This window comes from Streptomyces sp. NPDC001480, assembly GCF_042894725.1.
In the GTDB taxonomy this organism is placed as follows: Bacteria; Actinomycetota; Actinomycetes; order Streptomycetales; family Streptomycetaceae; genus Streptomyces.
The window spans coordinates 1-22334 of sequence record NZ_JBIAVX010000017.1; the positions used below are offsets into that span (position 1 = coordinate 1).

Here is a 22334-nt window from a genome sequence, read left to right on the forward strand (position 1 = left end):
TGCGTTTCCGACTCTATCAGATCTTTTCTCGATCCGATTTCCTCGGTGCTTTCCAGGTTCCCGCTCTCGCGTTTCCCTTTCCGGCGTTTCCGACTTTGTCAGAAGTTCTTGGCCGGTCTGACCAGCCACTCATTTCTGAGCTAATCGAAGGAGGCTTCTGTGGAACAGGGTTCCTTCAAGAAGCAGATAGATTCTAGCGGCCGCCGCTGGACGTGTCCAGCTCTAGGCAACTCATAAAATCTACCTCCCCCCTCCAGCCGTGTCAACAGCTTTTGCGGGGCGAAGAGGAGACTAGCAGCTCAGGGGGCGCATCCGCACATCAAGCGGCGGTCGGCACGCTGGCGCTGCGCTCGGTTGCCTCGACGTCACCCGTTTCACCGGCACGGGCGGCCCGGCCGCCGAGGACGTAGACGTACGTGAGGAAGGCCAGCTCGGCGGCGATTCCGATGCCTATGCGCGCCCAGGTGGGCAGGCCCGACGGGGTCACGAAGCCCTCGATGGCACCGGAGACGAAGAGGACGAGGGCGAGGCCGATCGCCATACCCACGGCGGCGCGGCCCTCTTCCGCGAGTGCCGTGCGGCGGGTGCGCGGGCCGGGGTCGATGACGGTCCAGCCGAGACGCAGTCCCGTGCCGGCCGCGACGAAGACCGCGGTGAGTTCCAGCAGACCGTGCGGGAGGACGAGGCCGAGGAAGGTGTCGAGCCGGCCGGCGGAGGACATCAGGCCGAAGCCGACGCCCAGGTTGAGCATGTTCTCGAAGAGGATCCAGAGCACCGGAAGGCCCAGGAAGACACCGAGCACCAGGCACATCGCGGCGGCCTGGGCGTTGTTCGTCCACACCTGGGCGGCGAAGGAGGCGGCGGGATGACTGGAGTAGTACGTCTCGTACTCGCCGCCGGGGCGAGTGAGCTCCCGTAGTTGGCTGGGGGCGGCAATGGACGACTGCACCTCGGGGTGCGTACCGATCCACCAGCCCAGGAGGATCGCGATCGCGGTGGAGACCAGGGCGGTGGGCACCCACCAGTGGCGCGCGCGGTAGACCGCCGCGGGGAATCCCTGGCCCAGGAAGCGTGTCACGTCCCGCCAGGAGGCGCGGCGGGTGCCGGTCACCGCGCTGCGCGCGCGGGCTACGAGTTGGCTGAGCCGACCGGTGAGCTGGGGGTCGGGGGCGCTGGACTGGATCAGGGAGAGGTGGGTGGCGGTGCGCTGGTAGAGGGCGACGAGTTCGTCGGCTTCCGCGCCGGTGAGGCGGCGCTGACGGCGGAGCAGCGCGTCGAGGCGGTCCCACTCGGCTCGGTGGGCGGCGACGAAGACGTCGAGGTCCATCGGGTCTGTCTGCTCCTCGGCTGGTCGTCGGTGGCCGTGTGTCTGGTCGCGGACCGCTTGTGATGGCTGTCAGCTTGTCGTACTGGGGCGCGATGCGCCCTCAGCTTGGCAGACTTGCGATTCTCCGGGCAGAGCAGGGAAGGGCGGCAGGCGTGAGTGAGCTGGTGACGGGCGAGGCGGTGGCGCTCGAGTTGCGTCCCGCGAGGCTGCCCAGCAGGGCGCTGGCGGTGTTGCTCGACCTGGTCGTAGCCGTGGTCGTCTACATCGTCGTGGTCACGGCGATGGTGGCGGCGACGGCGTCGCTGGACGAGGCGGCGCGGGTCGCGCTGTCCATCGCCAGCTTTCTGCTGGTGCTGGTGGGCGGGCCGATCGCGGTGGAGACGCTCAGTCATGGACGTTCGCTGGGGAAGCTGGCGTGCGGGCTGCGGGTGGTGCGGGACGACGGTGGGCCGATCCGGTTCCGGCACGCGCTGGTACGGGGTGCGGTCGGGGTGGTCGAGATCCTGATGACGTTCGGTGTCGTCGCCTGTATCGCCTCGCTGGTGTCGGCGCGGGGGCGGCGGCTCGGGGACGTCTTCGCGGGGACGTTGGTGGTGCGGGAACGCGTGCCGACGGGGCAGGGCCATTTCGTTCCTCCGCCGCCTCCCTGGCTGGCGGGGCGCTTCTCCGGGCTCGACCTGTCCGCGGTCCCCGATGGTCTGTGGCTCGCCGTCCGTCAGTATCTGACGCGGATGCAGCAGCTTGATCCGCAGGTCGGCTGGGCCATGGCGGAGCGGCTCGCGGCAGATGTGGCGGCTCGTACGGGGGCTCCGGCTCCGCAGGGCGTACCGCCTGCCGCGTATCTGGCGGCCCTGCTGCACGAACGGCAGGCCCGGGAGGCCAGGCGGGCCTTCGGCGGTGGCCCCGTCGGAAGTGGTGCGCCGGGCGTCGGGGGTGCGTCCGTCTCCTCGACGGGTGTGCCCGGCGGCTACGCTCCACCGGTCCCGCAGCCGGTCGTACCGGCGGTCCAGCAGCCGGTCGCCTCACCGTTCCAGCAGCCTCAGCCGCCTGCGCCACAGCTCCAGAATCATCTCCAGATTCGCCCCCCGGCCCCCGCCGGGGGGCAGGACGGAACCGCGGACGGGCGGCCGGCCACTGGATTCGTGCCGCCGGCGTAGCCGGTACCGGCCCGGCTCAGTCGAAGGCCGACGGCGGTGACTCGAGGTCCTCCAGCTCGATCCCGGGCGCGGCGAGGACCACGTCCCCGGCGATGTGCACGGTGTGCCGTTCGCCCGTGTCCAGGGCTGTGACCTGGTATTCGTCCACGGTGAGCGGGCCGTTGTCAGTGGCGTGTGCTTCTCTTTCCACCAAGGCCCAGGACTGGTCCACGGTGCGCGGGGCGAGGACCGGATCCGTGAAGGCCACGAGGCGTACTCGGGTCGCGGTGGCGGAAGGGGTGAGGCGCAGGAGACGGGCGGTGGCGATCAGAAACGCGGGGGACGTGCCGGTGAAGGCGTGGGCGCGCACGTTGCCTTCGGTGGCATGAGTGCCGGTGGGGTCGGTGCGGACCCAGGTGACGCCGTCAAGGGCGGCGCCACGCACCTGCCAGTTACCGGCGTGCAGTTCGAGTCGAATGGGGCGGCCCAGCTCGTCGAGGGTGAGGTCGACGGAGCCGGTGTGGTCGCCCGAGGGGGCGGTGAGCCGGGAGACGTAGCGCCAGCCGGACGGGCCGGGGGCGCACTGGAAGTGCTCTTCTGCGAAGGGGGTGTGATCGTGCGGATCGTGGAGCGAATAACGGCCGCGGGGCATGGGGGTCCTGGGTCTTGACGGGCTGAGGGTCCGGCCAGGGCTGCTGGTCCGGCCAAAGGGGCAGGCCCCCGGCACGGGGGTGCGGGGGCCTGCCTCGGAGGACCTGCGCGAGACGCGCCAGGGGTACGGCTCAGTAGCGGTAGTGGTCCGCCTTGTACGGGCCCTCGACCTCCACACCGATGTACGCGGCCTGCTCCGGGCGCAGCGTGGTCAGCTTGACGCCGAGTGCGTCGAGGTGAAGGCGGGCGACCTTCTCGTCGAGGTGCTTGGGCAGCGTGTACACGCCGATGGGGTACTCGGCCTGCTTGGTGAACAGCTCGATCTGGGCCAGCGTCTGGTCCGCGAAGGAGTTGGACATCACGAACGACGGGTGGCCGGTGGCGTTGCCCAGGTTCAGCAGGCGGCCCTCGGACAGCACGATGATCACCTTGCCGTCGGGGAACGTCCAGGTGTGGACCTGCGGCTTGACCTCGTCCTTGACGATGCCCGGCACCTTCGCCAGACCGGCCATGTCGATCTCGTTGTCGAAGTGGCCGATGTTGCCCACGATCGCCTGGTGCTTCATCTTGGCCATGTCGGCGGCCATGATGATGTCCTTGTTGCCGGTCGTGGTGATGAAGATGTCGGCCTTGTCGATGACCTCGTCGAGGGTCGTGACCTGGTAGCCGTCCATCGCCGCCTGGAGGGCGCAGATCGGGTCGATCTCGGTGACGATGACGCGGGCGCCCTGGCCGCGCAGGGACTCCGCGCAGCCCTTGCCGACATCGCCGTAGCCGCAGACGACCGCGGTCTTGCCGCCGATCAGGACGTCGGTGGCGCGGTTGATGCCGTCCACCAGCGAGTGACGGCAGCCGTACTTGTTGTCGAACTTCGACTTGGTGACCGCGTCGTTGACGTTGATCGCCGGGAAGAGGAGGACACCGTCACGCTGCATCTCGTACAGCCGGTGCACGCCGGTCGTGGTCTCCTCGGTCACGCCGCGGATCTCGGAGGCGAGCTGGGTCCACTTCTGCGAGCCGTTGGTGATCGTGCGGTGCAGGAGTTCGAGGATGACGCGGTGTTCGTCGGACTCGGCGGTGTCGACCGAGGGAACCTTGCCGTCCTTCTCATACTCGACGCCCTTGTGGACGAGGAGGGTGGCGTCACCGCCGTCGTCCAGGATCATGTTCGGGCCGCCGGTGGGCGAGTCGGGCCAGGTCAGGGCCTGCTCCGTGCACCACCAGTACTCCTGAAGCGTCTCGCCCTTCCAGGCGAAGACCGGGACACCCTGGGGGTTGTCGGGCGTGCCGTTCGGGCCGACGGCGATGGCGGCGGCGGCGTGGTCCTGGGTGGAGAAGATGTTGCAGGACGCCCAGCGGACCCGGGCGCCCAGGGCGACCAGGGTCTCGATGAGCACGGCGGTCTGCACGGTCATGTGCAGCGAACCGGTGACACGGGCGCCGGCCAGGGGCTGCGCCTCGGCGTACTCCTTGCGGATCGCCATCAGGCCCGGCATCTCGTGCTCGGCGAGGGTGATCTCCTTGCGGCCGAACTCGGCCAGGGAGAGGTCGGCGACCTTGAAGTCCTGTCGGTTGTCGACAGTCGTCATTGCGAGCTGCTCCTCGGGGGTTGGTTCGAGGTGGGTACGGCTGGTCTGCGCGGCGGCGGACACAGGGGTGCCCGAAAAAGAGGACACAGGCATGCCCACGTGCGCGCAGCGCAGTCCGTCGGAGGCCCTCTCTCCCTCGGTCGGTCCGCGGAGGGACCGCCCGACCGCCATCAGCAGCGACGTCTGGCTCCGTCCCAAGCTACACCGCAGGGCCCTGCCATCCCCAGTCCGCATCCGACGAGATCACGCCGATTACACGCTGTGACGGCGCCGGGCGAGGCGATCGAGGCCGCCGCGCCCGCGTTCTCGGCGCGCGGAGGGATGAATGGCCGGGAAGGGCCGTGGGCTGGGGGTCGCAGCCGTCGTCGGGGGGGGGCAGGTGGGCGTGTTGCTGGAGGTCGGGGGTCTCGTGTACGCAACGCGTACGCCGGCTCCGTCGTGTCGAGCGAGAGCATGCAGCCGACGTACGAACCGGGTGACCGGATCGTCTGTGAGCGGGTCGAGGGGAAGCGGGGTGCGGCGGGGCGACGTGGTGCTGCTGTCGGCGCCCGACCGGTATGGCCCTGGTGTGCTGTCGGTGCAGTGGGTCATCGGTGTGGGCGGTGATCACATCGTGTGCCGTGCGAGCTCCGGGGGCGCGAAGGAGCGGCTCACCGTCAACGGGAAGCCGCTGGGCGGGGCGGGTCTGAGGCGGGGCCGGGGCCGGTTCTAGTGCTCGGCGGCGTGTGGGTTGGGGCCGCCGGGGGTCGCTTCGGGGTCCGGGCCCTTGGCCGCCGCGGCCTCGCTGTAGATGTCGGGCTCGAGGTAGATGACGCGGGCTATGGGGACGGCGGCGCGGATGCGGGCCTCGGCGGCGTCAATGGCCTTGGCGACCTCGGCGGCGGTGTCGTCGTGCTGGACGGCGATCTTGGCGGCGATCAGCAGTTCCTCGGGCCCGAGGTGGAGCGTGCGCATGTGGATGATGCCGGTGACCGTGTCGCCGTCGACAGTCGCGGCCTCGATCTTCTTGATCTCCTCGAGGCCCGCGGCCTCGCCGAGCAGCAGGGACTTCGTCTCGGCGGCCAGGACCAGGGCGATGAGGACGAGCAGGACACCGATGCAGACGGTGCCGATGCCGTCCCACACGCCGTCACCGGTGAGCAGGGCCAGGCCGACGCCGCCGAGAGCGAGGACGAGACCGATGAGCGCGCCGAAGTCCTCCAGCAGGACGACCGGCAGTTCGGGCGCCTTGGCGCGGCGGATGAACTGCGACCAGGAGAGCTTGCCGCGCAGCTCGTTCGACTCCTTTATGGCCGTGCGGAAGGAGAAGCCCTCGGCGATGATCGCGAAGGCCAGGACACCCACCGGCCAGTACCAGTGCTCGACCTCGTGCGGGTGGACGATCTTCTCGTAGCCCTCGTAGATGGCGAACATGCCGCCGACGGAGAAGAGGACGATCGAGACGAGGAAGGCGTAGATGTAGCGCTCGCGACCGAAGCCGAAGGGGTGCTGCGGGGTCGCCTCGCGCTGGGCCTTCTTGCCGCCGATCAGCAGCAGGAACTGGTTGCCGGAGTCGGCGAGCGAGTGGACGCCCTCGGCGAGCATCGACGACGAGCCGCTGAACGCGAACGCCACGAACTTGGATGCCGCGATCGCGAGGTTGGCGCCGAGTGCCGCCACGATCGCCCTGGTCCCGCCTGACGCGCTCATGTGTCCGCGTTGTCCCTTCGCCTTCGTACGTAAGCCGTCCAGGCCTGGCGCCCGTCGCCTTTGCCCGTCCTTTGCCGGTGGGCCATTCTTGCAGCCCCGTGCGGCAGCGGCGCGTCAGGTATCCACAGGTGCGGTCAGACAATCACAGTGGCGCGGAATACGGTGCCCTCGCCGGACACCTCCGCCTTCTCGCCCCCCGGTACGAAGACGGACTCGCCCGGGGTCAGCTCGTACTCCCCCGCCCGCACGGATCCCGCCGTGCACAGCAGTATCTGCGGGGCCGGAAGGCCGAGATCGTGGCCGGCGCCGTCCGCCGGGAGGACGTACCGGGACAGCCGGAACTCGTCGATAGGCGTCTCGTAGACCTCCTCGCCGTCCGGGGACGCCTCGGGGCGCAGCACCCCGGGGTCGCCCGCCTCGAAGCGGACGACGCGCAGGAGTTCGGGGACGTCGACGTGCTTCGGGGTGAGGCCGCAGCGCAGGACGTTGTCGGAGTTGGCCATGATCTCGACGCCGAGGCCGCTGAGGTAGGCGTGCGGGATGCCGGCGCCGAGGAAGAGTGCCTCGCCGGGCTGGAGGCGTACGTGGTTGAGCAGCATGGCGGCGATCACGCCGGGGTCGCCCGGGTAGTGGTGGGCGAGGTCGGCGTAGGGCACGTAGGCGCCGCCGAGGCGGGTGCAGGCGGCCGTGGCGGCGGCGACCGTGCGGGCCATCTCCTCGGGGTCGGCCGTCAGGACGGCGGTGAGGACCTCGCGCAGGGCCGCGTCCTCGGGGTGCGCGTGCAGGAGGTCGACGTACGGCTTGAGGGAGTCGACGCCGAGCCCGTCGAGCAGGCCGGCGGCCTCGGCGGGGTCGCGGAAGCCGCACAGGCCGTCGAACTCGGTGAGCGCGCAGATCAGTTCGGGCTTGTGGTTGGCGTCCTTGTAGTTGCGGTACGGGGCGTCGATCGGGATGCCCCGGCGCTCCTCGTCCGCGAACCCCTCCTTCGCCTGCGCCCGGTCGGGGTGCACCTGGAGGGAGAGCGGAGCGCCCGCGGCGAGGATCTTGAGGAGGAAGGGCAGGCGGGGGCCGAACTTCGCGACGGTCTTCGTACCCAGCTCGCGCTCCGGGTCGCCCTCGATGACCTCGACGAGCGTGCCGCGCGCGGTGCGCGAGGGTGCGCCCGGGTGGGCGCCCATCCACATCTCCGCCTGCGGCTCACCGGTGGGCTTGACGCCGAGCAGCTCGGGGATGGCCGTGGTGGAACCCCAGGCGTAGGGGCGGATGGTGTTCTCGAGGCGATCCATGTCGTTCCTCTGTCTCCGTACGTACGCGGCCCGGCCGGTGCCGGCAGCGGGGCGCGGGTCAGTTGGCCCGTCGAGGCAAGATCAGGCCCCTGAAGCGAGCGCCAGGTAAACGGCGGCGAAATCCGTGACGGCGATCAGTTCCGCGAGCGTTTCCAGTTCGGCGCCCTCCTCCGGCTCCAGTTCGCTGATCGGCGTGTCGTGGCTGAGGGCCAGATCGCGTGCGGCGGGGGCGGCGGTGAGGCCGCCGATCGGGCGGTCGCGGAGCAGCACCACGCGCGCGTGCAGCGCGGGCGGTTCCTCGACGCGGTCGCGGAAGAAGTCCTCGGGGTCGGCGCTGGCGGCGAGCGGGCCGGCCAGCAGGGCGCTGTGCGCGGCGAGTGCCTCGGGGAGTTCCGCGACCAGGGCGGGGCGGCCGGCCAGTTCGGCGAGCGCGGCGGCGAAGCGGCGGCCCGCCGGGCCTGCCGAGGTGCCCTCGGTCCAGATCACGGGGAGCGCGTCGGCGAGTTCGGCGGCGAGGGTCTTGGCGGGGTTGCTGTAGGTCGCGATGGCCGGGCCGCAGCCTTCGGCGACCTGGTCGAGGCGGTCGGCGACCTTCTCCAGGGCGTCGGGCGGGGCGGTCAGCAGACCGATGCGGTCGAGGAGCGCGAGCAGCGGGGTGAGCAGTGCCCACAGGACGCCCGGGGAGGACGCGGCGAGGGGCTCGTCCTGGTCGTAGGGGGCCGTGGCCATCGGTACGAACAGCCCGTGCGCGCCGGTGACGGCCTCGGCGAGCGGGGTGCGGGCGGGGGCCACGGCGGCGACGGTGCAGCCGCGGCGGTAGGCCTGTTCGGCGAGCAGGGACAGGCTCGGTTCGGTGCCGTCCGGGGTGGCGATCAGCAGCAGGTCGACGGAGCCCGCCCAGCCGGGGAGTTCCCAGCGGAGGGCGCCGGCCGCGGGGGCGACGCCGATGGGGGCCAGTCGGGTGACGGGGCTGCCGGCGCCGGCGAGCGTGCCGAGGAGGTCGGAGGCGTGGGTGGCGGCGGCGCCCGGGCCGGCGATCAGGACGGACCGGGGACGCCCGTCCGGCTTGAGGTCGGCGACGCCCGCCTCGACGGCGTGCCGGGCGGCGGTGCGGACGCGCGCGCCGGCTTCCGCGGCGCCGCGCAGGAGGCCCCGGCGGTCGGCGTCGGCGAGCCCCTCCGGGGAGTCGAGCAGCGTTTCGTCGAGCATGGGGCAGCCTCCGGTCACCGGGGTCCTGTTGAGGATGTGGAAGACGCCTCGTGCCTACGCGGGGCGGCGGGCCTCGTCGACGAGGAGAACCGGGATGCCGTCGCGCACGGGGTACGCCAGGCCGCAGCCCTGACCGGTGCAGATCAGCTCGGTGTCCTGCTCCTTGAGGGGGGCGTGGCAGGCCGGGCAGGCGAGGATCTCCAGGAGGCCGGCTTCGAGCGGCATGGGGGTTCCCTTCGGGGGCGATGGTGCCTGTGCGGATGTGCCTGGTCAGCGTACCGCCGGTGACCGTGGCGTGGCGGACTCCCGGCCCGTGCCCGCCCGCCACCGGCCCCGGTCGGCTGAAAGGCCGCTCGTCAGCCGCGGATGATGGCCAGCGCCTCGTCCCTGACCTTCGCCATGACCGCCTCGTCCCGCGCCTCCGCGTTCAGGCGCAGCAGTGGTTCCGTGTTGGAGGGGCGGACGTTGAACCACCAGTCGGCCGAGGAGACGGTGAGGCCGTCGAGATCGTCCAGGGTCACGTCCTCGCGGCCCTCGTACGCGGCGCGGATCGCGGCGAGCCGGGCCTTCTGGTCGTCGACGGTGGAGTTGATCTCGCCGGAGCCGGCGTAACGGTCGTACTGGGCGACGAGGGCGGACAGGGGGCCGTCCTGGCCACCGAGGGCCGCGAGGACGTGCAGGGCCGCCAGCATGCCGGTGTCGGCGTTCCAGAAGTCCTTGAAGTAGTAGTGGGCGGAGTGCTCGCCGCCGAAGATGGCGCCCGTCCTGGCCATCTCGGCCTTGATGAAGGAGTGGCCGACGCGGGTGCGCACGGGCGTGCCGCCGTTCTCCCGCACCACTTCCGGGACCGACCAGGACGTGATCAGGTTGTGGATGACCGCGCCCTTGCCGCCGTGCCGGGCGAGCTCGCGCGCGGCCACCAGGGCGGTGATCGCCGAGGGGGACACCGGGTCGCCGTTCTCGTCGATCACGAAGCAGCGGTCGGCGTCGCCGTCGAAGGCGATGCCGAGGTCGGCGCCCTCCTCGCGGACGCGCCGCTGGAGGTCCACCAGGTTGGCGGGGTCGAGCGGGTTCGCCTCGTGGTTGGGGAAGGTGCCGTCCAGCTCGAAGTACATCGGGACGAGGGTGAGGGGCAGGCCGGCGAACACGGTGGGGACCGTGTGTCCGCCCATGCCGTTGCCCGCGTCGACGACGACCTTCAGGGGGCGGATGGCGGTCAGGTCGACGAGGGAGCGGAGGTGCGCCGCGTAATCCTCCAACGTGTCGCGCGAGGCGAGGGTTCCCGGGATGGCGGCCGGTTCGGGGGCGCCGGATTCCAGCCAACGCTCGGCCAGTTCGCGGATCTGCGCCAGGCCGGTGTCCTGGCCGACCGGGGCGGCGCCCGCGCGGCACATCTTGATGCCGTTGTACTGGGCCGGGTTGTGCGAGGCCGTGAACATCGCGCCCGGCAGGTTCAGCGCGCCCGAGGCGTAGTACAGCTGGTCCGTGGAGCACAGGCCGATCTCGGTGACGTCGACGCCGTGTGCCGCCGCTCCGCGCGCGAAGGCGCGGGACAGGCCGGGCGAGGACGGTCGCATGTCGTGGCCAACGACGATCGCCGCCGCGTCGGTCACCTGGGCGAAGGCGATCCCGAAGAGCTCGGCCAGCGGCTCGTCCCACTGCTCCGGGACCACACCGCGTACGTCGTACGCCTTCACGATCTGCGACAGATCAGCAGCCACGGCCCAACCTTCCTGGAAGTCCTATCGGTGCGCACAAACTACCCAGATGGGGAAACCCGAGGATGCGGTGGGGTACGGCCTCAGCCGTCCGGCCCAGTCGCCCGGCCCAGCTGTCCGGCTCAGTTGTCCGGGGAGCGCAGCACGCGCAGGTGGCCGCGGCGGGCGACCTCCATCGGGTCCGCGCCGCGTCCACCGCCGCCGCCCGCCTCGGCCGCCCGCTCCTGGGGGCGGGCCGCCTCGCGCACGGCATTGGCCAACGCTTCCAGGTCGTCGCCGGTGGGCCTGGCCGGGGCCGAGCCGTCGAGGAGGCGTACGACCTCCCAGCCGCGCGGGGCGGTGAGGCGCTCGGAGTGCTCGGCGCACAGGTCGTAGCAGTGGGGCTCGGCGTAGGTGGCGAGCGGGCCGAGGACCGCGGTCGAGTCGGCGTAGACGTACGTCAGCGTCGCGACGGCGGGTCGGCCGCAGGCGGTGCGCGAACAGCGACGTACAGGGCTCACGACGATGGACGGTACCGCACTCTTGAGCGGGCCGCGACGACTCTCCCCCAGGTCACCCCACCGTGTCGTGCTGTGAAACGCCCCACACGCCTGCCGGAACACGCCTCCCTGACCTGCGTGAACGCTGCCGTGCGGGATCTCGGGCCGTACTGTGTACGGTCACGATTCGGTACTAACACCGTCAATTGCCTTGAGCCGGCCGGTCTTGTGGAGATACGGAAACGAGCCCAACCTTGGCTGGAATGGACATCCGGCGACTTGGTGTGCCGGGGGGGCGGCGTTGCCGCGTGGAGCGGGGCGGGCGGAGCGCTCGGGGACTACGCTTCAGCAGTGATGGACAACCGTGTACCGCCCCGTGCCGCCGGCCCCGGGCCCCGTCGTCGTGATCGCCACGGGCGGGGCATGCGCGGGCCGATCGCGCCGCCGCAGGTGCCGCTGGCGGCCAGCCGTGCCGATGTGTTCGCGGACCTGGTGCAGGACTCCGTGGAGCGGCTCGAACGGCGGTGGCCGCAGCTGGCGGAGATCGACTTCATGGTGCTCGAGGTGCCGCGGCTGGATGGGCGGCCGGGGGACGGGTGGAGCGACGAGGCGGTGCCGTTGGGCGGGATCGTTCCGGCGCGGGACGGGCGGCGGGCGCGGGTCGTCGTCTATCGGCGGCCGGTGGAGATCCGGACCAAGGGGCGGGATGAGCGGGCCGCGCTCGTGCATGAGGTTGTGGTGGAACAGGTGGCGGAGTTGCTGGGGTTGACTCCGGAGACTGTGGATCCTCGGTACGGGGAGGATTGAACGGGGTTCCGGGTTTGCTGGGCCGGTGTTTTCAAGTGGCCCGGGGTTGCTGCTGGGGCGAGGGTTGCGCAGCCCGGCGCCACGGGGTGCCTCCCCCACTCTCGGCTTCGCTCGAGCGGGGGGACCCCCATCGCCACCCGTGCCGCCCCCGCGGCACAACTGCCCGCAGCGGCGGCGGCTACGGCGTTCGCTTCCCTACTTCTGCAGCACCGCCAAGTCCTCGTCCGCCTTTGGTACCGATACCGTTCCCCGGTCGTCCGGGAGGGTCTGGATGGTGAAGCCCGGGACGCCTTCCTCGGTGGCCGCGAGGGTGCGGGAGCCGTAGACGGGGCCGCCGGAGAGGCGCTCGACCGTGAGGGCGTAGGTGCCCTTGAGGCCGGTCGGGACGGGGGCGGCGATGTTCTGGGTGGTGCCGGACTTGATCGTGTAGGTCTTCGAGACCGCCGTGCCGCCCTCGCTGCCGGCCGAGGCGGTGACCTTGACCTGGGCGGTGGCCGTGGGGGCGGTCAGGGAGAGGGTGCTGTTCTTGCCGCTGTTGTCCGCGGAGGTCGCGCGTGTACCGATGGGGCTGGTGGCGGGGATGAAGGCCGTTTCCTGCTTGGCGCCCGTGCCCCGTATGACGCGCAGCGCGGCGACCACCGGGACGGACTGGTCGGAGGGGGTGAGGACGAGGGAGCCGGCCTCGCCCCGGGTGACGTCGCCGAGGTCGACCGCCGTGGTCATGCCCGACTTCACGTGCAGCGTCTCGTGGCCGGCGGGGGTGATCAGGCCGCCGGGGGAGGCGAGCCGAAGCTTCAGGTCCGCGTCGGCGTCGCCGGGGGTGAAGGCGATGAGGCGGACGGAGGTGGCGTCCTTGGGGATGCCGGGCAGGACCAGGTCGGGCGCCGGCTCGGTGGCGGCGGGGAGCCAGTCGCCGCCCAGCTTGTCGTCCAGGGCCTGCACGGCCGCCCCGACCCGTCCGCTGCGCACGTTGACGTGCACGGTGAGGTTGTCCTGCTTCTCGCCGGTGAGCGTGGACAGCAGGACCGGCTCACCGGCGTGCGGCTGGACGGTGAGGCCGTCCGCCAGCGTGGACTTCAGGGAGCCGTCCTTGCCGTAGAGGTCGATGTCTACGACGGCGGCGCTGTCGTCGGGGTTGGTGAGGTGCAGGTAGTCGGTGCGGTCGGCGCCCGTGCTGGCGCCCGGGAACCAGAACTCCGTGTCCGGCGCGGTGCAGTTGACGCCTTGCAGGCCACGGCCGGTGCCCGCGGCGACCTCGGTGGTCTCCTGGACGGTCCAGCCGGGCGCGGCCTTCCCCTCGGCGGTGCCGACCAGTGCGGGCGCGTCCGCGCCGGAGGTGTCCCCGGTCACCGGCGTGCCGGGATCCTTGGGCGTCAGGACGGGCTTGGCGGTCTTCTTCTGCGTGCTCTTGCCGGTCTTGCCCGTCTTGCCGGACGTCGAGTCGTTCGTGGCGTCCGCCGACTGCTCGGTGGCCGCCCGGAGTTCGGCCTTGCCACCGCTCACCGCGCCCTTGGTGACCGGCGTGAAGGACGTGTACGACGTCTCGGCGATGTCGGAGATGCTGGGCGCCGGACACAGCAGGCTCGTGCGCTCCACCGGCAGCCGGGCCGCGGCGCCGGCGGGGGCGGCGCCGGACGCGTCCGGTGTGTTGATCGCGGCGAACCCGGTGACGGCGGCGAGCGCGGCCGTGCCGGCGATCAGGGACAGGGTGGTGCGGTTCACTGCTGGCTCCCGTCGGGGCGCTCGTTGCCGGTGCCGTGGGGGTGGTGCTGCGCCGGGTCGTAGGCCGGGTCGTAGCCCTGCTGGTACGTCGGGTCGTACGGCGCCTGCTGGTCCGTACCGCCGTACGCGTAGGGGTCGTACTGGCCGTTCTGATACGGGTCGGCCTGGTACGCCTGCTGGTCGTACGCGCCCGGGTACTGCGCGGCGCCTTGGTACTGGTCGGAGCCGTAGCCGCCGTACTCGGCGCCCGCGTAGGTGGCCGGATCCCACTCGTCGTAGGACGGCTGGTGAGGTACGGCGACCGGCTCCTGGGGCGGAGAAGGCATGGTCTGCGGGTCTCCCGAGCCGGTCTCCTCGGTCCCCTCCGTGCCTTCCATCCCCTCGGCCTCCTCCGCCTCCGCCTGGGCGCGCAGGCGGCGGGCGCGGCGGCCCTCGCCCGCGATGGCCTCCGCGGGGACGGGCTCCTCCTCGGGGAGGTCGTCGTCGACGTCGCGGCGACGGCCGGGCAGGGCGAGCACGACCAGGACGACGGCGAGCGCGCCCTGCGCCCACAGCCAGCCGGTGTGGCCGATCGGGGCGTCGTAGGTGACGTCCAGTTTCCCGCCGGAGGAGGGGAGTTCGAAGCCCTGGGCCCAGCCGTCGACCGTGGTGCGGGTCAGCGGCTTGCCGTCCAGGGTGGCCGTCCAGCCCTCGGCGGTGGAGTCGGCCAGGCGCAGGACGCGGCCGTCGGCGCCGGAGGGGACCGTGGTGTGGATCTCGACGGGTCCGGCGGCGACGGGCTGCGGGGTGCCGGAGCCGGAGGCGGTCACGATGGCCGCGCGCGACACCTCCTGGTCGATGCGCCACAGGGCGCTGCCGTCCTGCTGGCTGAGCCGGGACAGGCCGGGCGTGGCGTCCAGGACTCGGCTGACCTCGCGGGGCGCGCCCTTGTGGACCAGGACGTAGCGGACGGCGAACTTGCCGAGCTGGTCGGCCTGGTCGGCGCCGGAGCCGGCGACCAGGTTGGCGACGACCTTGTCGAGCTTGCCGTTCTCACCGTCGGCGGTGGCCAGTTCGGCGTCGCCCATGCGGGCACCGGAGCCGCGCACGAGGCTGTAGCTCACGCGGGCGGTGGAGTCGCTGTCGAGGACCAGGGTGCGGGCCTGGTCGCGGGTGCCGCTGTCCTCGGCGACGAACGCGGGCACCTGCACGGGATCGCGTCGCTCCACCGGCCCGTCGGCACCGCCGATCATCCAGCCGGCGGCGACGAGCAGCGGGCCCGCTGCCGAGGCGAAGGCGATCAGTGCGGCGACCGGCTGGCGCCAGCCGAAGCTCTGCTCGGCCACGCGTGCGCGTGCCCCGTCGGCGCCGAGCGCTGCGGCGGCCAGGAGGGCGAGACCGTAGACGAGGGTGGCGGGTCCGGCCCAGGTGGAGTTGTTGGACAGGACCGCGAAGACGAGGCCCACCAGGGCGGCGGCCCAGGCCGTGCGGATGCCCAGCTGACGTTCGGAGCGCAGCAGGGCGGCGAGCGCGGCCAGCACGATGCCGATGAGCATCAGCCCGTGCACCGTGCCGGGTCCGCCGGGGCTGGCGCCGAGCAGGTCCAGGGCGGTGGCGGCCGAGGAGCCGTACTCCAGTCCCGCTTCCTTGAAGAAGCCGAACGGCAGCAGGGTCAGCGACCAGGGCGCGAGGACCAGCAGGGGGGTGCCCAGCTGGGCGAGGAAGCGCAGGCCGTAGGCGACGATCTCGCGGCGGCGCACGGCCAGCACGCCGAGTCCCAGGACCAGCGCGATGGGCCACACGATCGGGGTGAACGCGGTGGTGATGGTCAGCAGCAGCGCGTACGCCCAGGTGGCGCGCCAACTGCCGCGTGCTCCGGAGGCATGGGCGAGGCCGCTCGCCGCGATGCCCGCGCGCGCGATGAGTGGCAGCAGCACGGCGAGGACGGCGGTGCCGATGCGGCCTCCGGCGAGGGCGCCGGTGGCGGCGGGCAGGAAGGCGTAGGCGACGGCCGCCCACGCGCGCAGCAGGCGGGAGGTGACGAGCGGGCGGGAGGCGAAGTACGCGGTGAACCCGGCCAGCGGCACCGAGAAGACCATCAGGACGGTGACGGCGAGGCCGGTCGAGCCGAGGAACGCGGAGGCCAGCATCGCCACGAGGGCGAGGTAGGGCGGGGCGGACGGGGTGCCGCCGGAGCCGACGGGGTGCCAGGCGTCCAGGTAGCGCGACCACAGTTCGCCGGAGCCGGCCGGGGCGGGCAGCAGGGCGCCGCCCGAGAGCGCGCCACCGCCGAGCAGGTTCCGGCAGGCGGCGAACGACACGAGCAGCAGCACCAGGAAGAGCACCGGGCCGGGTTTGCGGGCGATGCGCTTGAGGCGGGCGAACTGCTCGATCTCCAGGAAGTCGGCGTCGTCGCCACCGGGTCCGGACTCGACGGCGCCGCCGTGCCGTCCGGCGGAGGACACCTCGGGGTCGGAGCCGCCGAAGAGGTTGCCGGCGACCTGTTCCACGGTGGCGCGCACGGTCGCGCCCGGCGGCGGGAACAGGGGCCGCAGTTCGCCCTTGTCGACCTGCGGGCGGCCGCGCCTGCGGCGCCCGGCGATGATCCGCTCGGGCCGCAGCAGGGTGCCCAGCAGACCACGGATCTCGTCGACGGCCTGTCCGGGGACCTTGCCGACGAGGTAGGCGACGGTCCTGAGGAGGGTGCCGAGCACGAGCCGCAGCAGGACCCAGGGCAACACGCCCGTACGGGCGTTGACGAGCAGGGTGTAGACGGCGCCCGCCTTGTCGACCTTGTGCGGGGAGGCGGCGGTGCGGCCCACGCAGTCGACGGTGCGGCGTTCGCGGGAGGCGGCCTCGGCGTGCCGCACGACGGCTTCCGGGGCGATGAGGACGCGGTGGCCGGCGGCGTGCGCCCGCCAGCACAGGTCGACGTCGTCGCGCATCAGGGGCAGCCGCTTGTCGAAGCCGCCGAGCTGCTCGAAGACGTCGCGCCGGACGAGCATGCCGGCGGTGGACACCGACAGCACGGGCCCGACGTGGTCGTGCTGTCCCTGGTCCTGTTCCCTGCGGTCCAGGCCGGTCCAGCGGCGGCCGGAGTTGGCGATGCTGACGCCCACCTCGAGCAGCTGGCGGCGGTCGTACCAGCCGCGCAGCTTGGGGCCGACGACGGCCACGTCGTCGCGGCCGAGCTCCAGTTCGTTGTCGACCACGCGCAGCAGCTGGGCGAGGGCGTCGGGTTCGGGGGCGCTGTCGTCGTGCAGCAGCCACAGCCACTGGATCGGCTCGCCGTGCGGGAGGTCGGGCAGGTCGTAGGCGTCGTCGCGCCACGAGCGCGTGACCGGGTCCCAGCCGCTGGGGCGCTTGAGGTACGGCAGCTCGTCCGGGGTGAGGACGGGCGCGGAGCGGACCGCCTCCTCGACGGCCTGGCCGAAGCCGGTACGGCGGGCCAGGTGCAGCACGCGGTCGGCGCCGAGTGCCTCGGTGACCAGCTGGGCGGAGGCGTCCGCGCTGCCGGTGTCGGCGGCCACGGCGTGCTGGACGGGGCGCTCCTGGCCGAGCAGCCCGGCGAGCGCGTCGGGCAGCCAGCGGGCGCCGTCGTGGGAGACGAGCACCGCTGTGACGACATGACGCGGGAACTCAGGCATGGCAGCTGTTGCTTGGTGGGCTGCCGTATGGCTGTGCACGGACATCGAGGTACGGGCCCCGGTTCGGTGGACTGCGGTGGACACCCGCGCCCCCTGTGGGTGGCGAGGAGTCTCGGACGAGCGACCACACTATCGGCTGGGCATGACGGCGGCCCGCCGCCTGTGGACAACCCACCCGCGACGGGCCGTTCACGCCGTTTGCCGTCGTATGTACCTGTGCCGGGCCTGGCCCCGGTGCCCGTGCCGGATCTCCGTCCGTGTCAGACCGCGGCCTTCTTCAGGCGGCGCCGCTCGCGCTCGGACAGGCCACCCCAGATGCCGAATCTCTCGTCGTTCGAGAGGGCGTACTCGAGGCACTCGGACCGCACCTCGCAGGCGAGGCAGACCTTCTTGGCCTCTCTGGTGGAGCCGCCCTTCTCGGGGAAGAAGGACTCGGGGTCGGTCTGGGCGCACAGCGCGCGCTCCTGCCAGCCGAGTTCCTCGTCCGCGTCGTCGACCAGCAGTTGCTGCACCAGCTCGGTCATGTGCGCCCCTCGTCTGTCTTTCGCGTCCCCGTGGTCGTGGCCGTTACCGATTTCGGCTGAACGACACGAGTGAAATTACAAGTGTGCCGCTCCGGGAGAGTCAAGCCGAGATCTGCTATTGAGCCCGTTATTCACTCTGCGGAACCAAGGCCAAGCGGAAAGTGTTCAAATCGCCATAAACCTTGACACGCAGACGGGGCCCGGGAGGGCCTCCCACCCCACACAGATACCTGTACGGAGAAGGACGCCCAGGAGTTCGATCGCGTTCCGACGAGGCTCGTGCGCCCGGATGGACGCCATGTGTCCCGGCATCCCGGTGAACAAACCTTTCACCTGAGGAATGAACCGGATGAGGTGAAACATGTCCCACATACCGGGCGCCGAGTTGACACGCGAGGTGTGAACCGCTGTCCTTGTGGGCATGCTCGCGCACTTGGCACTCACCTCGACCCGCCCCGCCGGGTCCCACGGTGCTGCCCGTGCCCGCTGTAGCTGTTCCTGTTGTCCCAGCTGTTGAGCCTTCCGTACCGCTCCAGCTGCTCCTGAGTCCGTCCGGACTCGGCTGCGTTGTCTCCATCCCTGGCCCGACTCTTCCGCCGAGGACCCACCGCACCCCCATGAACAGCGACAACGACCTTCAGATCGCCGGCGACATCCTCGAAGTCCCGCACCTGCTCCAGGCCCCGCGCGAGCACCCGGCCACCGTGGCCGAGTTCGTCGGCCTGGCCCGTGACATCGCCGCCGACCGCTCCCAGTGGGCGCACCTCGTCCAGTACGACGCGACGAGCCGCTGGTACCACCGGCTGCGCACCGGCCCGGGCTACGAGGTGTGGCTGCTGTCCTGGGTGCCGGGGCAGGGCACCGGTCTGCACGACCACGGCCGCTCCTCCGGTGTGCTGACCGTCCTGGAGGGCACACTGACCGAGCGGACCGACCGGGGCACGCGCACCCTGGGCGAGGGGGCGCAGCGGGTCTTCGCGCCGGGGTACGCGCACGGGGTCGTCAACGACACGCTGGAGCCGGCGGTGAGCCTGCACGTCTACTACCCGGGCCTGACCGAGATGCCGATGCACACGTCCCCGCACTGCGAGGGCCGGACCGAGCCGCGTCCGGTGACTGCCTGACGCGTTGTCGTACCCGCCTGCAAGACTGCTTCCATGCGCATTGTGGTTCTGGCAGGCGGCATCGGTGGTGCCCGGTTCCTGCGCGGTCTGAGGCAGGCCGTGCCGGACGCGGACATCACGGTCATCGGCAACACCGGGGACGACATCCACCTCTTCGGGCTGAAGGTCTGCCCGGACCTCGACACGGTGATGTACACGCTCGGCGGCGGCATCAACGAGGAGCAGGGCTGGGGTCGGACGGACGAGACGTTCCACCTCAAGGAGGAGCTCGCGGCGTACGGGGTCGGACCCGAGTGGTTCGGGCTCGGCGACCGGGACTTCGCCACGCACATCGTTCGTACGCAGATGCTGAGCGCCGGATATCCGCTGAGCACCGTGACCGAGGCGCTGTGCGACCGCTGGAAGCCGGGCGTCCGGCTGATCCCGATGACCGACGACCGCGTGGAGACGCATGTGGCGGTCGAGGTGGACGGCGAGCGCAAGGCGGTCCACTTCCAGGAGTACTGGGTGCGGCTGCGGGCGTCGGTCCCGGCGGAGGCGGTCGTGCCGGTCGGCGCCGAGCAGTCCAAGCCGGCGCCGGGGGTGCTGGAGGCCATCGCGGAAGCGGACGTCGTGCTGTTCCCGCCGTCCAACCCGGTCGTGTCCATCGGCACGATCCTCGCCGTGCCCGGCATCCGGGAGGCGATCGCCGACGCCGGCGTGCCGGTGGTGGGCCTGTCCCCCATCGTCGGGGACGCGCCCGTGCGCGGCATGGCCGACAAGGTGCTCGCGGCGGTCGGCGTCGAGTCCACGGCCGCGGCGGTGGCCGAGCACTACGGCTCCGGCCTGCTCGACGGCTGGCTGGTGGACACCGTGGACGCGGGCGCGGTCGACCGGGTGGAGACGGCCGGCATCCGCTGCCGGGCCGTACCGCTGATGATGACCGACGTCGACGCGGCCGCGCGGATGGCCCAGGAGGCGCTGACGCTGGCGGAGGAGGTGCGGCGGGCGTGAGCGGCGGAGTGTCCCCGCGGCCGGACGACGGCGCCGTGCCCGGGTACCGGGTCTGGGCCGTCGCCGGGATCCCGGAGGTGCAGCGGGGCGACGACCTCGCCAAGGTGATCGCCGGTGCCGAGCCGGGCCTGACCGACGGGGACGTGCTGCTCGTCACCTCGAAGATCGTGTCCAAGGCGGAGGGCCGGATCGTCGAGGCCGCCGACCGGGAGGCCGCGATCGATGCCGAGACCGTGCGGGTCGTGGCGCGGCGTGGTCCGCTGCGGATCGTCGAGAACCGGCAGGGCCTGGTCATGGCCGCCGCCGGGGTCGACGCCTCCAACACCCCGTCCGGCACGGTGCTGCTGCTGCCCGAGGACCCGGACGCGTCCGCGCGGGCCATCCGGCACGGGCTGCGGGAGGCGCTCGGCGTCAATGTCGGGGTCGTCGTCACCGACACCTTCGGGCGGCCCTGGCGCGCGGGGCTCACGGACGTCGCGATCGGCGCCGCGGGCGTACACGTGCTGGACGACCTGCGCGGGGACACGGACGCGCACGGCAATCCGCTCTCCGCCACCATCGTCGCCACGGCGGACGAACTGGCCGCCGCCGGTGACCTGGTCAAGGGCAAGGCCGCCGGACTGCCCGTCGCCGTGCTGCGCGGGCTGCCGCACACCGTGGCCGACGACCACGGCGCGGGGGCGCGGGCCATGGTGCGCGGGGCGCGCGACGACATGTTCCGGCTGGGCACCTCCGAGGCGGTCCGGGAGGCGGTGACCCAGCGGCGTACGGTACGGGCCTTCACCGACGAGCCGGTCGACCCCGGGGCCGTACGGCGGGCGGTGGCCGCGGCGGTGACCGCGCCGGCCCCGCACCACACCACGCCGTGGCGGTTCGTGCTGCTGGAGTCGGCGGCCTCGCGCACGCGGCTGCTCGACGCCATGCGCGATGCCTGGATCGCCGACCTGCGGCGGGACGGGAAGACCGAGGAGTCGATCGCCAAGCGGGTGCGGCGCGGTGACGTGCTGCGCCACGCGCCGTATCTCGTGGTGCCCTGTCTCGTCATGGACGGCTCGCACACCTACGGGGACGCGCGGCGGGACGGCGCCGAGCGGGAGATGTTCGTCGTCGCCACCGGAGCCGGGGTGCAGAACTTCCTGGTCGCGCTGGCCGGGGAGCGACTGGGCTCGGCCTGGGTGTCGTCGACGATGTTCTGCCGGGACGTGGTGCGCGAGGTGCTGGACCTGCCCGCGGACTGGGACCCGATGGGAGCGGTGGCGGTCGGCCATCCGGCCGAGGACCCGCGGCCCCGGCCGGAGCGGGAGGCGGGGGCGTTCATCGAGGTGCGCTGATCGGTCTCCTCCGGACCGCCTAGTCTCGTATCGCAGCTCCGCTCTCACAGCACAGCTCCAGCAGCCCAGGGATCCCAGTCGTGGCAGGACGTTTCGCTCCGCGGCCCACGCGTACGACGGTGCGCGGTGGGCATGTCGGCGTGCCCGCCGGCACCGGGGTCCCCCGGCAGGCCGCCGGGCCGGGGCGGGTGCGGACGTGGGCGCCGGACGGGCCGCTCGATCTCGGGCTGGTGCTCGGGCCGCTCAGGCGCGGACCCGGGGATCCGACCTTCCGCGCGGCGCCGGACGGCTCCGTGTGGCGGGCCAGCCGGACGCCCGCCGGGCCGGGGACGCTGCGGGTGTCGGCGTACGGCGGTGAGGTGCGCGGCGAGGCGTGGGGGCCGGGGGCCGAGTGGCTCCTCGAGCGGTTGCCGGAGCTGCTCGGCGCCGCCGACGATCCCTCCGCGTTCGCGCCCCGGCACCGCGTGGTGGCGATGGCCCGGCACCGGCGGCCGGGGTTGCGTCTGACGCGCACCGGGCTGGTGCTGGAGTCGTTGATCCCGTCGGTCCTGGAGCAGAAGGTCACGACCGTCGAGGCGTACCGAGCGTGGCGGTTGCTGGTGCGGAAGTTCGGGGAGCCGGCGCCGGGCCCCGCGCCCGGGCGGATGTACGTGATGCCGGAGCCGCGGGCGTGGGCGCTGATCCCCTCCTGGGAGTGGCACCGGGCCGGGGTCGACAACAAGCGGGCGTCGACGATCCTGCGGGCCGTGCGGCTCGCCGCCCGGCTGGAGGAGGCGGTCGGGATGCCTCCCGAGGCCGCGCAGGCGCGGCTGGAGGTCGTACCGGGGATCGGGCCGTGGACGTCGGCGGAGACCGTGCAGCGCAGTCATGGGGCGGCGGACGCGGTGACGGTCGGGGATCTGCATCTGCCGGGGATCATCGGGTGGGCGCTGGCCGGGGACCGGGCCGCGGACGACGCCGTGATGCTGGAGTTGCTGGAGCCCTATGCGGGGCAGCGGCACCGGGCGGCCCGGCTGATCCTGCTGAGCGGACGTGTGCCGCCGCGGAGGGCTCCGCGGATGCCGGTGGGTGACATCGGCCGGCTGTGAGGGTCAGCCGCGCCGCCCGGCCGCGGTGCCGGCCC

The 22334-nt window shown here is 72.3% G+C and carries 19 protein-coding genes; 7 read left to right on the forward strand and 12 right to left on the reverse strand.

The genetic code is table 11. The features are described 5' to 3' along the window. Positions 1 to 319 precede the first annotated feature (319 nt). On the reverse strand, positions 320 to 1327 hold the full coding sequence (locus ACFY01_RS34840; RefSeq protein WP_390739753.1) for a stage II sporulation protein M: 1008 nt from the start codon (positions 1325 to 1327) through the stop codon (positions 320 to 322). Positions 1328 to 1479: 152 nt separating this feature from the next. On the opposite strand from ACFY01_RS34840, the gene ACFY01_RS34845 reads away from it, so the two are divergent. Next, positions 1480 to 2484, forward strand: coding sequence for an RDD family protein (locus tag ACFY01_RS34845; protein ID WP_390739754.1), 1005 nt, complete (start codon positions 1480 to 1482; stop codon positions 2482 to 2484). A 16-nt stretch (positions 2485 to 2500) separates the two neighbouring features. Here ACFY01_RS34845 and ACFY01_RS34850 read toward each other — a convergent pair whose 3' ends face one another. Both ACFY01_RS34850 and ahcY read right to left on the reverse strand, forming a co-directional pair. Next, positions 2501 to 3115 carry a hypothetical protein gene (locus tag ACFY01_RS34850; RefSeq protein ID WP_390739755.1) on the reverse strand — a complete coding sequence of 205 codons (615 nt, stop codon included), beginning with the start codon at positions 3113 to 3115 and terminating at the stop codon, positions 2501 to 2503. A gap of 130 nt (positions 3116 to 3245) precedes the next feature. After that, entirely contained in the window at positions 3246 to 4703 is a 1458-nt protein-coding gene (gene ahcY, locus ACFY01_RS34855) for an adenosylhomocysteinase (RefSeq protein WP_390739756.1), read from the reverse strand. Between the two features lie 514 nt (positions 4704 to 5217). On the opposite strand from ahcY, the gene ACFY01_RS34860 reads away from it, so the two are divergent. After that, positions 5218 to 5415 carry a S26 family signal peptidase gene (locus ACFY01_RS34860; protein WP_390739757.1) on the forward strand — a complete coding sequence of 66 codons (198 nt, stop codon included), beginning with the start codon at positions 5218 to 5220 and terminating at the stop codon, positions 5413 to 5415. Here ACFY01_RS34860 and ACFY01_RS34865 read toward each other — a convergent pair. From ACFY01_RS34865 to ACFY01_RS34890, 6 genes are all read right to left on the reverse strand, one after another. After that, the gene (locus tag ACFY01_RS34865) at positions 5412 to 6392 is read right to left on the reverse strand and encodes a cation diffusion facilitator family transporter (protein WP_390739758.1); all 981 of its coding nucleotides are present in this window, start codon (positions 6390 to 6392) and stop codon (positions 5412 to 5414) included. The two genes, ACFY01_RS34860 and ACFY01_RS34865, sit on opposite strands and share 4 nt — an antisense overlap. Before the next feature lie 134 nt (positions 6393 to 6526). Next, the gene (gene manA / locus ACFY01_RS34870; RefSeq protein WP_390739759.1) at positions 6527 to 7678 is read right to left on the reverse strand and encodes a mannose-6-phosphate isomerase, class I; all 1152 of its coding nucleotides are present in this window, start codon (positions 7676 to 7678) and stop codon (positions 6527 to 6529) included. Positions 7679 to 7759: 81 nt separating this feature from the next. Further along, on the reverse strand, positions 7760 to 8887 hold the full coding sequence (locus ACFY01_RS34875; protein WP_390739760.1) for an SIS domain-containing protein: 1128 nt from the start codon (positions 8885 to 8887) through the stop codon (positions 7760 to 7762). 54 nt (positions 8888 to 8941) lie between these two features. Then, a complete protein-coding gene (locus ACFY01_RS34880) occupies positions 8942 to 9112 on the reverse strand; it encodes a Trm112 family protein (protein WP_390739761.1) in 171 nt (56 codons plus the stop codon). A 131-nt stretch (positions 9113 to 9243) separates the two neighbouring features. Beyond that, complete coding sequence (locus ACFY01_RS34885; protein ID WP_390739762.1) at positions 9244 to 10608, reverse strand: phosphomannomutase/phosphoglucomutase; 1365 nt, start codon at positions 10606 to 10608, stop codon at positions 9244 to 9246. A 119-nt stretch (positions 10609 to 10727) separates the two neighbouring features. Beyond that, on the reverse strand, positions 10728 to 11105 hold the full coding sequence (locus ACFY01_RS34890; RefSeq protein WP_390739763.1) for a DUF3499 domain-containing protein: 378 nt from the start codon (positions 11103 to 11105) through the stop codon (positions 10728 to 10730). Between the two features lie 333 nt (positions 11106 to 11438). Here ACFY01_RS34890 and ACFY01_RS34895 point away from each other — a divergent pair, with 333 nt between their 5' ends. Beyond that, entirely contained in the window at positions 11439 to 11891 is a 453-nt protein-coding gene (locus tag ACFY01_RS34895; RefSeq protein WP_390739949.1) for a metallopeptidase family protein, read from the forward strand. A 195-nt stretch (positions 11892 to 12086) separates the two neighbouring features. Here the strand turns inward: ACFY01_RS34895 and ACFY01_RS34900 are convergent, their stop codons facing one another. The 3 genes from ACFY01_RS34900 to ACFY01_RS34910 all read right to left on the reverse strand — a co-directional run bounded on the left by ACFY01_RS34900 (position 12087) and on the right by ACFY01_RS34910 (position 17763). Next, positions 12087 to 13613: a DUF5719 family protein gene (locus ACFY01_RS34900; protein WP_390739764.1), complete on the reverse strand. Its 1527-nt coding sequence runs from the start codon at positions 13611 to 13613 to the stop codon at positions 12087 to 12089. Further along, positions 13610 to 17284 (reverse strand): glycosyltransferase, encoded by a 3675-nt coding sequence (locus ACFY01_RS34905; RefSeq protein WP_390739950.1) that lies wholly within the window; start codon positions 17282 to 17284, stop codon positions 13610 to 13612. Before ACFY01_RS34905 ends, ACFY01_RS34900 begins: the two co-directional genes overlap by 4 nt. 215 nt (positions 17285 to 17499) lie before the next feature. Next, positions 17500 to 17763: a WhiB family transcriptional regulator gene (locus ACFY01_RS34910; RefSeq protein ID WP_132852983.1), complete on the reverse strand. Its 264-nt coding sequence runs from the start codon at positions 17761 to 17763 to the stop codon at positions 17500 to 17502. A gap of 617 nt (positions 17764 to 18380) precedes the next feature. Here ACFY01_RS34910 and ACFY01_RS34915 point away from each other — a divergent pair. The 4 genes from ACFY01_RS34915 (at position 18381) to ACFY01_RS34930 (ending at position 22299) form a co-directional block, all read left to right on the forward strand. Next, complete coding sequence (locus ACFY01_RS34915) at positions 18381 to 18887, forward strand: cysteine dioxygenase (protein ID WP_390739765.1); 507 nt, start codon at positions 18381 to 18383, stop codon at positions 18885 to 18887. 33 nt (positions 18888 to 18920) lie between these two features. Further along, on the forward strand, positions 18921 to 19880 hold the full coding sequence (cofD, locus tag ACFY01_RS34920; protein WP_390739766.1) for a 2-phospho-L-lactate transferase: 960 nt from the start codon (positions 18921 to 18923) through the stop codon (positions 19878 to 19880). Continuing rightward, positions 19877 to 21211: a coenzyme F420-0:L-glutamate ligase gene (locus tag ACFY01_RS34925; protein ID WP_390739767.1), complete on the forward strand. Its 1335-nt coding sequence runs from the start codon at positions 19877 to 19879 to the stop codon at positions 21209 to 21211. The genes cofD and ACFY01_RS34925 overlap by 4 nt, the downstream gene beginning before the upstream one ends. Before the next feature lie 80 nt (positions 21212 to 21291). Further along, positions 21292 to 22299, forward strand: a complete 1008-nt coding sequence (locus tag ACFY01_RS34930) for a DNA-3-methyladenine glycosylase family protein (protein WP_390739768.1) — start codon at positions 21292 to 21294, stop codon at positions 22297 to 22299. Positions 22300 to 22334 lie beyond the last annotated feature (35 nt).

Excerpts from the sequence above, each read along its gene's own strand:
- ACFY01_RS34840 (WP_390739753.1), bottom strand. The coding sequence starts at position 1,327 with ATGGACCTCGACGTCTTCGTCGCCGCCCACCGAGCCGAGTGGGACCGC.
- ACFY01_RS34850 (WP_390739755.1), bottom strand. The coding sequence starts at position 3,115 with ATGCCCCGCGGCCGTTATTCGCTCCACGATCCGCACGATCACACCCCC.
- ahcY (WP_390739756.1), bottom strand. The coding sequence starts at position 4,703 with ATGACGACTGTCGACAACCGACAGGACTTCAAGGTCGCCGACCTCTCC.
- ACFY01_RS34865 (WP_390739758.1), bottom strand. The coding sequence starts at position 6,392 with ATGAGCGCGTCAGGCGGGACCAGGGCGATCGTGGCGGCACTCGGCGCC.
- manA (WP_390739759.1), bottom strand. The coding sequence starts at position 7,678 with ATGGATCGCCTCGAGAACACCATCCGCCCCTACGCCTGGGGTTCCACC.
- ACFY01_RS34875 (WP_390739760.1), bottom strand. The coding sequence starts at position 8,887 with ATGCTCGACGAAACGCTGCTCGACTCCCCGGAGGGGCTCGCCGACGCC.
- ACFY01_RS34880 (WP_390739761.1), bottom strand. The coding sequence starts at position 9,112 with ATGCCGCTCGAAGCCGGCCTCCTGGAGATCCTCGCCTGCCCGGCCTGC.
- ACFY01_RS34895 (WP_390739949.1), top strand. The coding sequence starts at position 11,439 with ATGGACAACCGTGTACCGCCCCGTGCCGCCGGCCCCGGGCCCCGTCGT.
- ACFY01_RS34905 (WP_390739950.1), bottom strand. The coding sequence starts at position 17,284 with ATGTCCGTGCACAGCCATACGGCAGCCCACCAAGCAACAGCTGCCATG.
- ACFY01_RS34910 (WP_132852983.1), bottom strand. The coding sequence starts at position 17,763 with ATGACCGAGCTGGTGCAGCAACTGCTGGTCGACGACGCGGACGAGGAA.
- ACFY01_RS34915 (WP_390739765.1), top strand. The coding sequence starts at position 18,381 with ATGAACAGCGACAACGACCTTCAGATCGCCGGCGACATCCTCGAAGTC.
- cofD (WP_390739766.1), top strand. The coding sequence starts at position 18,921 with ATGCGCATTGTGGTTCTGGCAGGCGGCATCGGTGGTGCCCGGTTCCTG.